The 15,826-nt window shown below is 66.4% G+C and carries 13 protein-coding genes and 1 pseudogene; 7 read left to right on the top strand and 7 right to left on the bottom strand.

Annotated features, from left to right (window positions below):
• Positions 1-65: 65 nt before the first annotated feature.
• The 4 genes and pseudogenes from ACFQ7F_RS30495 to ACFQ7F_RS30480 form a co-directional block, all read right to left on the bottom strand.
• Entirely contained in the window at positions 66-650 is a 585-nt protein-coding gene (locus ACFQ7F_RS30495; protein ID WP_383277099.1) for a site-specific integrase, read from the bottom strand.
• Between the two features lie 606 nt (positions 651-1,256).
• Positions 1,257-1,676 (bottom strand): annotated as a pseudogene (locus ACFQ7F_RS30490) (transposase); the annotation flags it as partial.
• A gap of 212 nt (positions 1,677-1,888) precedes the next feature.
• A complete protein-coding gene (locus ACFQ7F_RS30485; protein WP_383277143.1) occupies positions 1,889-2,785 on the bottom strand; it encodes a DUF5655 domain-containing protein in 897 nt (298 codons plus the stop codon).
• A 76-nt stretch (positions 2,786-2,861) separates the two neighbouring features.
• Positions 2,862-3,629, bottom strand: coding sequence for a transposase (locus ACFQ7F_RS30480; RefSeq protein WP_383277096.1), 768 nt, complete (start codon positions 3,627-3,629; stop codon positions 2,862-2,864).
• A 98-nt stretch (positions 3,630-3,727) separates the two neighbouring features.
• Between ACFQ7F_RS30480 and ACFQ7F_RS30475 the strand changes: the two genes are divergently transcribed.
• Positions 3,728-4,141 (top strand): hypothetical protein, encoded by a 414-nt coding sequence (locus ACFQ7F_RS30475; RefSeq protein WP_383277093.1) that lies wholly within the window; start codon positions 3,728-3,730, stop codon positions 4,139-4,141.
• Between the two features lie 984 nt (positions 4,142-5,125).
• Here ACFQ7F_RS30475 and ACFQ7F_RS30470 read toward each other — a convergent pair.
• The gene (locus ACFQ7F_RS30470) at positions 5,126-8,227 is read right to left on the bottom strand and encodes a Tn3 family transposase (protein WP_383277090.1); all 3,102 of its coding nucleotides are present in this window, start codon (positions 8,225-8,227) and stop codon (positions 5,126-5,128) included.
• Between the two features lie 197 nt (positions 8,228-8,424).
• Here ACFQ7F_RS30470 and ACFQ7F_RS30465 point away from each other — a divergent pair, with 197 nt between their 5' ends.
• From ACFQ7F_RS30465 to ACFQ7F_RS30440, 6 genes are all read left to right on the top strand, one after another.
• On the top strand, positions 8,425-9,330 hold the full coding sequence (locus ACFQ7F_RS30465; protein ID WP_383277087.1) for a hypothetical protein: 906 nt from the start codon (positions 8,425-8,427) through the stop codon (positions 9,328-9,330).
• Between the two features lie 6 nt (positions 9,331-9,336).
• Positions 9,337-10,059, top strand: a complete 723-nt coding sequence (locus tag ACFQ7F_RS30460) for a hypothetical protein (protein WP_383277084.1) — start codon at positions 9,337-9,339, stop codon at positions 10,057-10,059.
• Complete coding sequence (locus tag ACFQ7F_RS30455; RefSeq protein ID WP_383277081.1) at positions 10,056-10,529, top strand: hypothetical protein; 474 nt, start codon at positions 10,056-10,058, stop codon at positions 10,527-10,529. The genes ACFQ7F_RS30460 and ACFQ7F_RS30455 overlap by 4 nt, the downstream gene beginning before the upstream one ends.
• The gene (locus tag ACFQ7F_RS30450; protein ID WP_383277078.1) at positions 10,526-10,780 is read left to right on the top strand and encodes a hypothetical protein; all 255 of its coding nucleotides are present in this window, start codon (positions 10,526-10,528) and stop codon (positions 10,778-10,780) included. The genes ACFQ7F_RS30455 and ACFQ7F_RS30450 overlap by 4 nt, the downstream gene beginning before the upstream one ends.
• A 495-nt stretch (positions 10,781-11,275) precedes the next feature.
• Positions 11,276-12,238, top strand: a complete 963-nt coding sequence (locus ACFQ7F_RS30445) for a hypothetical protein (RefSeq protein ID WP_383277075.1) — start codon at positions 11,276-11,278, stop codon at positions 12,236-12,238.
• An 86-nt stretch (positions 12,239-12,324) separates the two neighbouring features.
• Entirely contained in the window at positions 12,325-13,584 is a 1,260-nt protein-coding gene (locus ACFQ7F_RS30440; RefSeq protein ID WP_383277072.1) for a hypothetical protein, read from the top strand.
• Positions 13,585-14,016: 432 nt separating this feature from the next.
• Here the strand turns inward: ACFQ7F_RS30440 and ACFQ7F_RS30435 are convergent, their stop codons facing one another.
• Positions 14,017-14,616 (bottom strand): hypothetical protein, encoded by a 600-nt coding sequence (locus tag ACFQ7F_RS30435; RefSeq protein WP_383277069.1) that lies wholly within the window; start codon positions 14,614-14,616, stop codon positions 14,017-14,019.
• Positions 14,617-14,838: 222 nt separating this feature from the next.
• The gene (locus ACFQ7F_RS30430; protein WP_383277066.1) at positions 14,839-15,360 is read right to left on the bottom strand and encodes an endonuclease domain-containing protein; all 522 of its coding nucleotides are present in this window, start codon (positions 15,358-15,360) and stop codon (positions 14,839-14,841) included.
• Between the last annotated feature and the right edge of the window lie 466 nt (positions 15,361-15,826).

Below are 15,826 nucleotides of genomic sequence, written 5' to 3'. Positions count from 1 at the left end.
CGGGTAACCGAGAAAACGGCCAGACACCCGGAGGGTTCCCACCTCCTACCGTGTCTAGAGCACCTTCAGGCCGTCTTGGCGAGGCCCTGCGGATTCGCAGCACTCATCGCCCACTCCACGGCTGCCACGACCTCGTCCGAGGACTCCAGCAAGTGCCCGTACCGGTCGACGGTCGTCGTGATCGACTCGTGGCCAAGGCGGGCCTGAATCACGGGGAGCGGTACCTTGCCGGCGATGAGCCAGGAAGCGTGGGTGTGGCGAAGGTCGTGGATACGCGGGCGCTTGGTGAGACCGGCCGCATTAGCTGCGTCCAGGGCAGGCTTCCAGCGGTGTGCGTAGAACACGCCGGAGTGCCAAGCTCCGCCCTCTGGTGCGGTGAAGACCAGGTCGGTCGGCTTCTTCCCCAGGCAGGCCCTCTGGAACAACCGCACCTGCTCCGCGGTGAGCACGAGGGTCCGGCGTGACTTCTTCGTCTTGGGTGCACCGAGGAACGTCCCTCCCTCTCCTCGCCGCTTCCAGGCACGCTGCACGCGGAGCGTCGGCCGCTTCGACGCGAAGGTGAAGTCCCGGGGTTGCAGTGCCGTCACTTCACCCCACCGGAGACCGGTACTCGCCAGCGCATCGACGATGTCGACAGCGTCGACACGCACGTGCGTCTTGAGAAGGGCGTACTCCTCGGGTTCGAGGAAGACCTCGTCATCCTCGGTGTCGTTCCCTTCGGGTGCTCGGCACCTGCAGGGACCGCCCTTGACGCCCCAGGCTTGAACACCGCACCCAGGATGAGCAAGACACTTCCTGGGACGAGTCCGATTCGTCGGCGAACGCCGTCCGCGCACAATGGCGCGGCAACGGCTCCAGGACCCCCGCGGTCGGCCGCTTGCCTCGGACGCTGCACCCGGCATCGCCGACTGGACCGCATGGCTGGGCACCTGAGCCGAGCGTTGTTGCCCATCGGCTAGGGCCTGTCTCTTTGACTTCACGGTGATTGGGCCACGTGGGAGGGTGGTGGCCATGCCGCAGCTTGGTCACCGTCTCCGATCCTTCAGATTCACGTTCGGGCTTGCCCCGACGGGCTTCGCCGCATGCCGGGAGACAGGTGGCCCGTCGCTGGAGCACGCCCTGGCGGAAAGGACGACACTCTGCGGCATCCCTCGGCGCCAGGTGACGGTCTATCGGCATCTGTTCGTCGCGAAGAGGTCCGGCAGGTGCTCGGACTGCAGGATGAAGGCAGTCGGTGCCACCTCGAGGCCCTGAGTTCAGACATTTCCTGGCGAGCGGGCGTCCTCGGCTTTCCGTGGTCGCGTCCAGATCAGGATGGCTGCGAGGTGGAGTGCGCCCTCGTAGGCGATGGCGAGCTTGTCCGTTCGCATGGCCAAGCCGCGCCACTGCTTGAGACGGTTGATGCACCGTTCGACGGTGTTGCGTTGCTTGTATGCCTCCGTGTCGAAGCTGGGCGGACGACCCCCGGACCGGCCTCGCCGGAGGCGGTGCCCTACCTGGTCAGAGGGTTGCGGGATGACGGCCTGGATGCCTCGGCGGCGAAGATGCCTGCGGATTGCGCGGGATGAGTAGGCCCGGTCCGCAAGGACGACGTCGGGTCTGGTTCGTGGCCTGCCCAGGCTGGTGCGCGGGACTCTGATGCGGGCCATGACCGTCTCGAAGGCCGGTGCGTCGCCGCGCCAGCGGCCAACACTGCTGCCGGCCGTTCACGCTGATCATCGGCACGCACGAGCGGGGGAACATAGCCCGGGATCGCCGGTTAGCCAAACCGGCGATCCCGCGCATCATTGATAGTCCACCGCCACGTCCCACCCGCACGTCGAAAGGCATCATCCTCACGACCACAGAGCAGCCACGAAGCAGCCATGGCCAAGAGACCGGCAGTCGATCACGCCGCCGCGTAGCTCGCCCGGAACAGATCCTGCGCCCGCTCCACGTCCCTCGGCGTACGAAGCTGCACCTCCAGATCACCTGTCCCGTGGTGACCGAGATCCGACACGTCCCGGGTGAAACCCGGAATGAGGTCCACCTCCGCCGGATCGACCTTCAGGTAGACCAGCAGCTTGCTGCGCTGCGGCGGGCAGAGGCAGGCGAAGTTCCGCAGCCGCTGATACGCCCTGTACTGCTTGCGCTCCACACGGTTCACCCCGTCCCCGAGCCCGAGCAACGCCTCATCGACCGCGCTCGCCAGCTCCACCATCGACGCGCCCACGACGTCGGCTGCCGCCCGAGCAACCGCCTGCCTGCGCGTCCGGTGGGCCACCTGCATGCCGCCGCTCACGGACGCCACGGTCTCAAGGCCGAGCAGGTCGCTGCCGAAGAGTCGGTAGCGGACCAGGTCGATCGAGCGCCGGTGCTCTCGCACGGCATGCACGTCGCAGCGCGTGTAGTCACCGGCGATGCAGATCAGGCGCGGGCCGCTCCACAGGACCTGGGACGCGGCCGTCACGCCGAGCCGGTCGCGGACCAAGCGCTCGAACTCGGCCCGGTGGTCCATCAGCCACGCCAGGTAGAAAAGACCCTGGTTGATGACGCCGGCATCCGTGCCGCGCTTGTACTCGATGATGACCGGCGATCCGTTCTCGTCCAGCCCGAGCGAATCGATCCGGCCCCCGTGGACCGGCCCCGTGCCGTACTCGCTCGCCAGGAATCGGACGCCCAGCAGCGTCTCCATGTGTGCCTCGACGAGGCCCTGCACATCTGCCTCGACCTCAGCAAGACGCGGCATGACCTCGGTCATGCCGCTATTCGTCGTTTCCGTGCGGAACAGCTTCAGGCCCGGCACCTTCCCTCCTAAGAGTTGTCCCGTAAATGATCTCCGCATGTCGTCGGGCATGGCGGGCTGCTGTGTGTCGGATGGTCTATCCGGCGAGGGCAAGGTTGTGCATCCGTGCGATGCCGAGCATGGCGTGGTGGACGCCGTCGCCTTTGAGGCGGCAGTCTCGGAGAATCTTCCAGGTCTTCATGCGGGCGAAGACGTGCTCGACGCGGGCGCGAACTTGTTTGTGGGACTTGTTATGAGCCCGCTTCCAGCCGGGCAACTCCTCGCCCTTGCGGCGCCGGTGGGGCATCACGAGCCCGGTGCCCGGATAGCCGCCGTCGGCGACGGCCATCGTCTTGCCGACAGCGGCCTTCGCGCCGGACTCTTCCCACGCCTTGCAGTCGTTTCGATTGCCCGGCAGGGGCCGGCCGACCACCACGACAAGGCGAGTGTCGGCATCGATGACGACCTGGTGGTTGGTGGAGTACCTGTAGTTCTTCGACTGCTCGGCGATGGCGTGGTCCCGGGTGGGGACCAGGGTGCCGTCGACGATCAGCACCGTGACCTTCCGGAACCTCGTGCGAGGCCGCAGGGCAAGCAACGGCCCCAGGTGGGCGATGATTCGGTCCGCGGCGGATTTGGAGACCCCGAACAACGGGGCCAACTGCCGCAGGGTGAGGTTCGTCCGCCAGTACGCGGCCACCAGCAGGAATCTGTCTTCCAGCGGCAGGCCCCAGGGCCGACCCCTGCTCACCGGGTCGGCGCCCTCCCGCCGCAACGCCGTCACGAGTTTCGTGAACTGTCGTGGGCTCAGTCCGGTGAACGGGGCTATCCAGGAGGGCTCCGACGCCGTGATCACACCAGCCACGGCGAGATCGTCTCACCTGGATCATGCTTCAGGACTCGCAGCCTCTGGCCGGACGTAACTCGATCGCCCGGACGGCTTCCGCGTGAGATCCTCCGCCCGTGGCTACTGAGACCGAGGTGGGAGAGCTGTTGCACCAGCGTGGCTGGCGGGCGGCGTTCACAGTCACTGAAGGGGTGAACGCGTGGGCTGCCCTGGTGAGCATCATCGAGCGCGGCTACGGCGACGACATCTACGAGTACACCAATGACCTCTACTGCCGGAACTGGCTACACGAGGCATGGCTCCTGCTGGACGAACACATCGTCCAGCTCTGGACCCCGTCGATCAGAGCTCTGGACGACCGATACAGGGCCGCGACCGTCGACGACGACGGCCAAGCACTTGACCAGTTCCACCGGCTGCCCGGCCCTGACCTGTGGTGGTGGCATCGACACCCACGCATCCTCACCGGAGACCTTGGGCGTTCGCTCAGCTCGGTCGGTGCCATCGGCACTGACCCTGACGCAGCATGACCCTCAGCCTCGAGGGGTTACGGGACAACGCTTAGACTCGGAGATCACCAACGCCGAGTCGGGTCAGGATTGTTTCCGCGAGGGGCTTCGGGAGTGTGAAGATGGTGTGAGAGGCTACTTTCGGTCTGCCGCGAGGAACCCCTCGTCCCACAGCTCCCAAGGAATGCCAGATCCCACATACGTCCCACAAGATCGCGGGACAAGCGCCCGGAAGACTGCGTTTTCGCAGGTCAGCCCCCGTAGCTCAGTGGATAGAGAACGTGCCTTCTAAGCGCCTGCTCCATCGATTCCCCTCCCGCGATCCACACCGACGCCCCTTGCACGAGGGCCGGGCAATATCGCGGGAGGCGACTGCACACGTAAAGGCCCGGACCGCTGCCCCGGGCCTTTATGAGGGGATGATTCGCTACCTCGCCACGTCTTAGACGTAATTCAAGGATTCATTCAAGCCTTGGCCGAAACATCGGCGCCAGGCCACGCAGGTGAAAACGACTAACTGAAGCGCGTACGGCAGTCCACCGAATACAACTGCCTCATCTCGCCGTGCCGCCACGGGCGACGCTCTGCGGCTAACGACCTTCGTCGCCCGCGTCGCGTGCGCCCGGACCGTGGACGGCAGCGTGCGCTCTCGCCGGTTCAGGGCGGTACGCCACGGATCTGTTCTGACCACACTGCACGCGGTCCTTCCAACCTGTCGGTCGGACAGATCTCCAAGCGTTGCCTGTGGCACGAAGGGTGAGGACGACGCGCTCGCGCAGACCACCGACTTCCAGCCGCCGGTGGCCCCGACGGCTTCCTCGACCTGCCCGATAGGCTGGCTCAGGCTGCGACGTCGAATATTGCTGAACCGTGCGATAGCACCTATCGGCGCAGGTCAGATGGGACCTCAGCTGTCCCATCCGAGCTCGGGTTGATGTGAAGCGGCCGGAAGCTGACGGCGCAACCGCTGCCTGTTGTCACCGAGCCGAGGTGGGGTGCCGTAGGTCAGCTGGCGTTGGTGCCGTCGCCTGTCATGCCGTCAGGTCCGTCGTCCAGCTCCTCCACGGCCCGCATGGAGCTATCGGAGAGTTCGGGCATCTCGAAGGCGTAGCGGCCCTTCATGTGGATGTGCCGATAGAGGAAGGGAGACAGGCTCCGGACGACTTCGTCGGGAACGGGCCTTAGGTGGCTGGTCTTCTTCGCGAGGAACAAGTCGATGTAGGCGGTGTTGAAGAGTACGACCATATTGACGATCAGCCCGAGTGCACTGAGTTGTTCCTCCATTCCGGTCTGGTAGCGGTGGAGGCGGTCTTCGGTGCCGTGGTAGATCTTCGCGGCCAGCTCGTGGCGTTGGGCGTGGCGGCTGCTCTGCGTTTCGATCTGACGGCGGTAATCGGGATTGTCGATGAGGTCCAGGATGTGTGCGGTCTTGAAGATCTTCCCGTAGTGGGCGAGGGCCTTACCCAAGGACGTGGGGGTGCCGTTACGGACCACCATGCGGATCGCGTCTGCGGATCGCACGCGGCCGAGGTGGACCGCTCCGACGAGACGGAGCATCTCGTCCCAGTGCCGTTCGATGAGCACGGTGTCGATCTGGTTGCGGGTGGCGTGCTGCAGGGGGCCGTAGTCCTCGCCGGAGGCGGTGTCCATGCGGGCGAGGGTCATGTCGGTGACGTCGGCGGCTGTGGGGGTGTAGATGTAGCCGGAGAGCGCGAGCAGGCCGAAGATGATCTCTTGGTGCGGGCCGCCCTCTGCGACGATCTTCTGCGGGTTGTGATCAGGGTTCTGACTCCGGGGGCTGGTCGCCTTGAGGGCGCTGGTGCGGCGGTCATTGAGGACATCGAGCACGTGCAAGCAGGTGTGAACGGATCCGGCAACGACATCGTTCGTGAGCCCCATGGCCTGACCCGACAAAAGCGCGAGATGGGTGACGTGGGCGGCGCCGTGGGAAGATGGGCGGGCCTGGATGGCGCTCGGTGGCGCGACCATGCGCTGGCCCTCCACGGATGCCATGTGGCCGCCGTTCCACGCCGCGGCGACCATCAGCTGTGACTGCCGTGCCAGCAGACGGTTGTTCAGCGCTTCCAGACGATCAGGTCGCAGGAAGTTGTCGATGACGTAGGTGATGTGCCTCCTGTCTAGTGCGGGGACGTTGCCGGCGACGGCCTCCACACCGACGTTGCAGCCCAGGGCGACCAGGGCGGCGGACAGGGTGATATCGAAGTTGCTTTGACGTGGGGGCTCGCCGCTTGGTGTGGTGAACACCTCGGTGCCCCGGGTCCACGTGAGAACTTCCAGGATGAGTTGGGGAAGGTCGCCCTTGGGCAACCAGCCCGTAAGTTCCGTGGTCACCTTGCGTAGCCGGGGGTCTGGCGGAAGAGGCGCGGTGGACAGGACGAGCCGGCCGCCGTCACCGATTTGGATCTGACGATCTTTCGGCAGGCGCTGGGCGATCGCATGGGTCTTGGTGTGGAGTTCGTGGCCAAGTCGCTTCAGGTGGTCGGCCGCGTCCAGTGGAAGCCCCAGGCTCTTCGCTACCGAGGCCCGCAGCGCCACCCACTCCGCCGGCGATGGCAAGCCCGCTTGCGGGTTGCCCCACTTCGATGCGCCTTCAACGAAGATTTCGCGCCGCATGAGGCGGGAATAGAACCGCTCCACCACGCAGAAGGCGTAGGCGGCGGTGTCGACCGTGTCGGGCGCCAGGTGCGGCGCGCGGAGAGCGAGTTCTTTCCAGGACCCGGTCAACAGGCTCTCATCGGCCTCGGCACGGCTGATGGCGGGGTGATCGATCAGCTCGGTCAACGACCACAGCGCATCCAGGACTCGGCTGGCTTCCGGCGTGCCAGGCCGATACGCCAGCCCTTGGACGATGTGCGGCAGGTATGTCTTGAGGAGATCGATCCGTTCGATCATTTTGGCGCGGCGTGCCTCGTCCGAGTCCGATCCCATCGCCGGCGCCAGTTCGCCGGCCACCGTGACCGCTGCCTCGAACGCGGCGAGGTCCTCACGCTGGTTGAGGAATTCGCCCAGCGTCATGGTGTCTGCCACAGGCGGGATGATCTCGCCCGTGGCGGTGTCTACCTGTCCGTGTCGCGCGGCAAGCAGGTCTTTGCCTACCTCTCTCATGACGGCGGCGGCGTAGGCCAGGTCGGGGAAGCTCGCCGATCGCTCCTTGTCGGTCTTGCGTCGCGCCCTTCCGATGAGGTCGTTGGCGATCAGGTGCACCAGCATGTCGACCGCATCGTCCGCGGCGGTCTCGGTCAGGCGGCCAACTGCGGCCACCGTCGCGGCGCGTCGCTTCGCCCTCTGCGCCTCATGGTTCGCGGCGAACCGGGCGAGATGTGCCAGGCGTCGCGGGGAGAAGACCCGGGGGTCCACGGGAGGCAGCCTCAGCAACTGCACCGCGTTGTTCCGCTCGAAGGCGCGCTCGAGGTTCGCCCAGGCTGGCTTGCCCGGCCCGCGCTGCAGTTCAGCCAGCTGTGACTTTCGCTCGCCGTCCGGGACTGCGGTCAGGCCATCGAGTTCGGATAGCCGGTCCGCGTACGGGGCCAGGAGCGCCTGCCACATCTTCTGGTCGGCTTCCCCTCGTACCGTTCGGACCAGATCGGTGAGGGCGCGCTCGCTGGGCAACTCGACACGCTCCACCCGCAGCCAGGCGACTGCGCGCCGCAGGAGCGCCCTGACGCCCTCCTCCGTGTACGTGGCGCGCGACACCAGCATGCTCGTCAGCGCTGCCTCACCCTTGTCGTACGGCTTCCAGCGACAGGCCGACCTGATCTCCTGTGCATGACGCCGCGTCAGCCCGTCGTGCGTGCCGTACATACTCAGGACTGCCAGGCCGTCGCTGATGTCGAGCTGGGCCGCCACGTGTTCTACGACCGGCCGCGGCAAAGAAGCGATCTCCTGCGGTTTGGGAAACCGGCCAAGGACCCGTAGGCAGGTGAGCTGGATAGCGAAGCCCAAGCGGTTCTGCGGCCCGCGTTTGGCCAGGGTCAGCTCGACCTCGGACTCGGTGAGGTCGAAGAGGGCCAACAGGCCCTCCGGCAGATCTGCTTCGGGAATTGACGGGTAATCCCGGCCCAGGGGAAAGCTCGCTCCGGTGCTCATCTTGTACGCCTCACTGCAAATCCGACTACGACGACGTGCAGATTCAAGGCATGCGGCACGGCCAGTCAAACGGCCGCGTCACCGGTCCAGCGCTTAGCACACGGTTCGGCAGGATTCGTGGTCGCAGGCATTTCGCCTGGTCCGATCCGGGGACAGGCCGCGTGCACGGCGGCCGGGGCCGCCTACGGTCCCCGGCCATGGAGAACGTATGGATCGAGCCAGCCGGGACCAGCGATCCCGGCTACACCGAGGATCAGCTCAGACGCGCGAGGACCTTCGCAGAGACGGACATCCGGGCGTCCCGGGCACAGCTCGCGGCCCGCTTCGGTCTCGGTGACGTCTGTGCCGAGATCACCGACAGTGCACCGCCGGGCGAAGCCGCCGCCCTGAAACGGCTGGCCCAGCAGCTCGGGTACGCGACGGAGACACTGGAGACGTACCTGCGGGTGACACGCCTGGCCGGAACCGCACTTCGCGAACGGCTGCTCGCCTCCGCCACTCATGTCCCGTGGAAGTGCGTGACCACCGCTTGCGTCACCGACGCCCAAGAGCGGGCGCGCCGAATCCAGTTGCTGACCGAACGGCTCAGCAGTGCCGAGCGGGCGGGGTGGCCCGTTTCACTGGATGCGTCACAGTTCCGCCTGGCACTGGGCCTGGCGGGCGGGACTGAGCCTCCCGCCGAGATCGTGGCCCAGCTCGACCGGGAAGAGGTCCGCGAGGCCGTCCTGGCCGAGCTGACCAAGAGTCCGGCGGCAGTGCTGGCCGTGCTGCGGGAACCGACCGTGCGGGAAGTCCTGAAGGACCAGGACGTCGCGCGCTACGTCCGCGCACAGATGCGACCGGCCCCCAGTGCGGACGAAGCCCTGCTCGACGAGCTCGTCGGCCGTGAGGAACGCGCCCCTCACGCGGACTGGACCATCCGCTACTTCGGACTGGTCCACAAAGCCAGGGAGATCTTGCTCCTCGGCCCCGAGGACTTCGTGGACGTGAACGACCCCGACGTGTGGGAGTCCGTCGAGTCCATCCGCGACTCGGTCAGTTCCTGGGCCGACCGGGTCTTGCAGCAGCGTCCCCGCCCCATCCGACTCTTGACAGGAAAGTAGAAACCCATGCCCAGTGCAACTGGCCGCTACTCCAACACCGTGCGCGACGTCCTCGACCGTGAAGCCCTCCGCTGCATTCTCGCCGGCGGGAACGAGAGCGAGCAGTTCGCCCGGCTCCAGGGGACCGTCCGATCGAAGATCAAAGTTCTGTCCGCTGACTACCACGCGGTGTTCGACCGCGCGGTCAAGACGATGTGCACCACCTCCTTCAACAAGGTCACAAAAGAGATCCGACTCGCTGCCCTAGCCGGACCGCCCGGCCCTACGCACACCGAACCCACCCTCCAGGGCGTCAACTGCGGAACCACCCCCACCGCCCCGGACGACGCGAGCGTTCCCGGCCCACGGGCTGGCGCCACCGACGACCAGGTCGTCGCGAAGGTCGTCCTCGGCGAGGGCGGCGAACTGACGGAGAAGACCGCCCGGCAGCTCGTACTGCAGGACCTCGACCGCATCATCGAGGTCCTGCCCCCTCTTGCCGAACGCGACTTCAGGGAGGCCGACCGGCTCGATCAGCAGGCCAAAGAGTCCACCCAAGGAGCAAAGAGGCACCGGGCTCGCGGAAACCGCATCCTCACCCTGGTCAAACGCTACGACCGCCTGGTCGCCGGCATCGACAACCTCCCGGGCATCTTCACCGTCGCGGACCTGATCGCCGAGGTCGGGCCGCAGGCCCTGGGCCTGGACGAGGACGACGCCGAACTGCTGCGCTACGCGGGCGCCCTGTGACCGAGTCCGCGTGGCACAAGGAGATCAAGGGATGGGGCGTGGCCACCGAGATTCCCCTCGGCAACCGCCGCGCCGACTGTCAACTGCGTTGCGGCAAGCGGGCTGAAGTGCAGGCCCGCCCACTGCCAGACGCTGAAGTCGCCGGCCGAGAGGCCCACGCCGACCTGTGGATCCTGGACTGCCGTGACGCTCATCGCGCGCAACGCCTGATGGTCTGGGACGACCCGCAGTTCGGCACGTTGTTGCGTTGGGAGCGGGCCTGGCAGGGTTTCGCCGTGGCCAAGCGGCCCGTCCTCCTCAATCTCGCGCTCGATCTCCGTACCGGTCACGGCACCTTCCTGGTGGTCACCGGCTGGGACTTCAACGGTCATCGGGCCACGGGCACTGGACGGATCCACACCGCCGCCGCGCTCCGGTCCTGGATGCGCTACGGCCTCACTTCCACCAGCGACCGGGCCGTAGCGCGATGAACCTGTACCTATTCCCCCGCCCGCGTCATCGCACCGTCACCATTGAACTCGGCGGTCTCCGGCACCAGCTGCCCGCCGAGTGCCATCCAACCGGTCCGCTCGTAGGACGCATGGTGACCGCCCCGGCATTCCACGCCCAGTCCCTGTTCGGCGAGTGCCTCGTACCCGTAGCCATGCCCCTGCACCGTCCCACCGCACGCACCGACCCACGGCTGATCGTCGTAGATGACCTGTCCGAGGAGTGGGCATAGGCTTCCGCATCCACTATCAGCAACAGCCCTATCGCATCACCGAGTTCTACCCCCAGTAGCCCACCAGACCCCGCTACGCCGGAAATGCCATGTGCTGTGGAGTACGCGCTCCGTGTCTCCTCGCCACGAAGCTGCAGTCCTCTACTCGTATCCGGGCTGCCAGAGAGATGCCGTGCCCGGCAGGCCCGGACGCGGCATCTCTCTGGTGTTCAGGTCAGCACGAGGTGGTGGACATGTGGGCCAGTTGGAGCAGCTCGCGAACCAGGCCGCCGGCCAGCGTGGCAGCAGCGGCGTAGCACGCTGCCTGCCCGAGGCCCTGGATAAGTGGGCGGCGTGCGCGTCGCCTCTTCGGGACGGGACGCTGCGTACGGTGGGACATGACGGTCTCCAATCAGGGGATGGGTCAACTGCCCCCGCACCGCGTGTTCCTGGCAGAGCCACGGTGCGGGGGCGCGTTTTCTGCTGGCCCCAAGCCTTATGGCGGACGTGCGCTCAATGCAGCTTCCGGAGCTCGAATCTCGATGTAAGTTCGGCGCCGTGAAAGGGAATCGGACCACCACGTGGGTCGAGGGAACCTCAGCCGATCTGGTTGCGGACGCGGTCGCGCTGGGCGTGAAAGCAAGTCCGAGGATGGTGATCTCCTGGGTCGAGGACGGCCTGCTTGCCAGCCCCGAGCCGCGCAAGACCAGCGCGCATGGCAGCGATCCGCGAGTCTTTCCGCCCGAGCAACGCGAGTTGTTCACCCGACTTCTTGAGGCGCGGGAGCGCTCTCCGTTGGGACGTATCCCGCAACGCTCCCTGGTCCGCGTCGTGTTGTACCTGTGGCTGATCGACGACTCGATCGTGCTCACCTCTCAGGCTCGGCGAGCCTGGCGTACCCATGCGCGCGCTGCCGGCCAGGCGACCGCCGTCCGGCGCGGCGAGAACGTCCGCGCCATCGTCGAGCAACTTGCCCACCCCTCAGCCACCCTCAAGCAACGGCGCGCCGCCCTGCTCGTCCTCGAGGAGGGCGAGCGCACTGGGCGGATCGACATCGCCAGGCTGACGGCGGTTCTCACGGAGTTGACCTCGCCGTGGATCGGCCATCCGGGTAAACCGAGGATCGAACGAGCCCTTCCTGGCCCCTTCGGGCCTGTCCCCGTCCAGCACCGCATCGCCGTGTGGAAGGGCCGCGAGCAAGCAATCCGCCTCCTCCGGCACGAGGAGATCGACGAGACCGAGCTCGACAGGGTGCGCGCCGTCTTCAGGCCGGAGTGGGCTGACTACCAGGCCCGTCGACCCGCCATGGCGACCATGGGTGCAGGAGAGTTCGCGGCGTACTCCACAGAGCCCGACACCATAGAGGGCCGTGCGATCGAGGTGGTCGATGCCTTCGTGGGAACGCTCGCCGGGGAACTTGGGCTGATCGAAGCCGCGTCCCATGCGGCAGAGACGGCACGCCTCAAACTGGCGCGTTGACGTCCCACAACCATGATCGGCCGGAAAAGTCGTAGTGATTACGCGATCTGGTGCATTGTCAGTGATGGTTCCTAACCTGTTGAGTTATGGCAAACGGCGTGTGGCACACCGGCTATCACATCAAGATCGAGTTGACGCATGCGGACCTCGGACACCCGGACCGCCCTGAGCTGCTGGACGAGATCACTCTGCCGATCGAGCAGCGCGACCGCGAGTTGCTGCAGTGTCTGCAGCATCACGGCACCGGCATCTGCCGGGCCGAGGAGGAAGACCGTTCTCCGTGGATGACGATCCGTCGGCGCACTGTCGACGGGGTCACGACCCTGGTGGCCGCGCATCTGCCGGTACGCACCAAACCAACAGCCGATGAAAGCGACAAGCACAAGGCGCTCAAGGAGCGGATCGCGCGTGCCGCGCACCGTCACGGCCTTTCCGCGCAGATTGAAGCCCGCAGCACGGACGGCAAGATACGCAATGATGTCCTGGTGTCAGGCAGCGCAGGGCATATCGGATGGGAGGCCCAATACTCGCCGATCACGGCATCGACCGTTCGACGGCGTTCAACTGCCGCTGCAGACCGCGGGATCATGCCCTTATGGGTAACGAACGATGACCGGGCGGCGCTGATCGACCGGGCGCCGTGGGTACGCGTGGATGACCTTCCCTGGCGGGCCATTGCCTCCGACCGCGCCATGCTCGTACGCGGCGGGGTGCGACATTTACAGGACTGGGCCTGCACGCCGGCCGCCCAGAGACCCTGCCCCCTCAACGGCAGTTCGTGCGGTGGACTGCACGTCGCCTGGAGCTTGCCGGCGCTCTGTCTGCCGCCCAAGCCGCACACTGGGGTCGATGCCCTCGTCGCAGCGAGCGCCGAGGGCGACTTCGTGCCCATGAAGATCCCTGGTCAGCACAACCCCCGGGCGTCGACCCGGCTGTGGGCCCCGGCAGCCGACCGGGACCGCTGGCGCAACATCATCGACGAGGACGAGGCACTTCCGGACGCGGAACCGCCGATGCAGGCGACTCTGACGTTCACCGAGGAAGATCTCGACACCACCTGCCGCTACGGTGAGGACACCCGGGTCTTCGACGACCGGCGACCGCGCCGCGACCACGCTGACGCATCCGGCCTGCACACCTTCCCCGAGGTTCCTCAGCGGATCTTCCGTATCCCCCACCAACCTCAGCGCCTCAACGTCAGCCCCGAGCAGCGCGCCGAAGCATCTCGGCGCTGCGGTTGTCGCATCTGGCAGGTCGGTCCCTGTGCCGGCTGCGGCACACCGATTCATCGATACGGCCCAGGGTCCGCGCATGCCTGCGCCGACTGTCGACGGCGTGCGCGCTAGATGACGGCGTAGGACGTGGCCACCTCGAACCGCGGTGGGAATCTCCTGGGACCACTGCGGCGGGCCAGTCCGCGGCCGAGGGGCGTCCTCTCCACCGATACCGGTGTCATCGACGCCTTACATACCGGAGTCGTTGAGGGCAGCAGGAGGGGTGATGGCGTTCAGGGCACTGCACGCACATTGGGGAACCGTCTTCCCCCACCTGGCAGATCTCGGTTGCGGGCACGACTGGGCCGCCATCTGGAGAGCCCACCAGCCTCTCTCTCCTGCGTCGAGTGCGGGCACACGATGTACGCGAAAACCTCGCACCACGGCCTGCACTTCTTTGCCCACGCTCCAGGGGCACCCCCCGCTGCGCGCTCGCTGAGGAGACCGACCACCATCACTCGCCGGCGCACTTCCTGACCGGACGTACGTTCTAGCGCTCCGCCGTCAGACGCTGTTGAAGTAGGTACGAGTGCCTTGAACAAACTCGGTGCGAGCTTGTTGGAACTGACTCATGACCCACGTAAAAGGCCGCTGATCGTGCTCGGTTACCCAGACGGGCTCATCCTCGTCAAACGTGGGGGTCCCACCAGGTAGCTGAAGCAGGTCCCCCATGTCGGCCAACCGAGCCGCCGGCGCTATGAGCCGATCTGGCCCTTCCAGTTCCAGGCGTGCCACCGCCTTGCGTAGACGCTCATACGCCTCGAAGGCGTGATCAAATGCTTCGTCCTGTCGCTGCTCCGCTTCCTGCCGCCCAGCGGCGGCCCGCGCCCTGACCGACTCATTGTCATCCGCTTGGTCTTCGTAGATCATGCCCAGCCATGATGCGGCGCTGCTGCTGATATCGCATGACCGCTTCAACTCGTCTGCGGTAGCCAACACTTCAACGCACGCCGCGTGCTGGCTGGTCCGCCGCGCGTGCTCGAGTTGCGCTCGGCCTGCGGCGACTGCCGAGAGGCGAGCCGCGCGGGCCTGCAGATAGACCGCAGGTACGCCGATAAGGGCGACAGCTGCCGTGACGCTGGAAGTGATCACCTCTATGGACACATGTTGATCGTAACGGTGGCCACCAACAGGCAAGCGAGGTGCACCGTTCCTGGCCCCGTACCCGGCCGTGAAGCTGACCTGGCCCGTCGCCGCGAGCGCCAGGACGGCGAAGTCCAGTCTGTGACCCGCGGCCTCGCCTGGCTCTGAGCTGCACGAGCGCTAGCCCGAGGAGCAGTCTGCGGCTGTTCTCGCCACTGCCGATTACAAGAAGGACGTGAGGCTTTAGTCCTGCCTCTTCCAGGTGAGGGTTCGCCATGTGAAGGCCGTGTACCTGACGCGCGCCCATCCTTCGTCGTCAGGATGGAGCTTGCGCACCTCGGTGCTTTGTGCTGGTGGGTTCTTGAGATAATCGTCGACGTTCTGCACGCGCCACCCATCCAGGCGGCCGCGCCGCAACTGGTCCTCGTAGTGGCCAAGCCTCACGTTGCAAGGCAGGCATAGCAGTCCGCGCACACACTTCGGACAGCCGGTGCAGCACGAGTGGTCGTGATCGACCTGCCACCAGATTGGGCCGTCGGCCGCACTGTCTCCCGGACTGTCGCCGCATATCGCGCAGTAGTCGTCTTGGATGCGCAGGATCGCATTGACGCGTGCTAAAGAGAGCCGGAAGCGCCGCGCCTGGGCCACGGCCGGGCCGCACTCCAGGCACAAAGTCTTGCTGTACCGCTCGCCCTTGTAGATGAACTCGTCGCATATCCGGCAGCTGCCGGGATCACCAGGGTCCCCGAACCATGTGCTCGTCACCGCGCCGACATTAGTGCTCGGTGCCGACAGCGCCGAGCAGTCCTGGGGGAGCTGAGGGGTGCATGCCGCTCGTGCGGGTGAGAGCACATGCGAATGGGGACGGCACAGTCGTTGCTGCCCACACGCGCTGGCCGCCGGGGGCGCGCCGGCAGATGACGCTCTCAGTCGACGTGCGCGGTGGTGCTCGGCGTCGGTTCCCTGCTCCCCAACGGCGGGACCACGGGTCCTGGTGCCGGGCGTCCCCAGCCGCACCAGACGGGTGTCTACCCGGTGCATTTTCCGGCCTGGGAGAACCGAAGCGGCCCTCGCCGACGGTGTCCTACCCGATTCGCTTCAACAGTCACTGAAGGCCAGCAAACTGGTCCCTGTCAGAAATGGCAGGGACCAGGTTGCTGGCCAACCAGAGTGGGATCAGTGGTGGCCGGTGTGGGCTATCAGCACCCGCAGGGTGATGAAGAACGTCGTG

It is taken from the genome of Streptomyces sp. NPDC056486, from assembly GCF_042795295.1.
Classification (GTDB): domain Bacteria; phylum Actinomycetota; class Actinomycetes; order Streptomycetales; family Streptomycetaceae; genus Streptomyces.
Note: the sequence above shows the minus strand (reverse complement) of the source record. Positions and strands in the feature narration are given on the sequence as shown.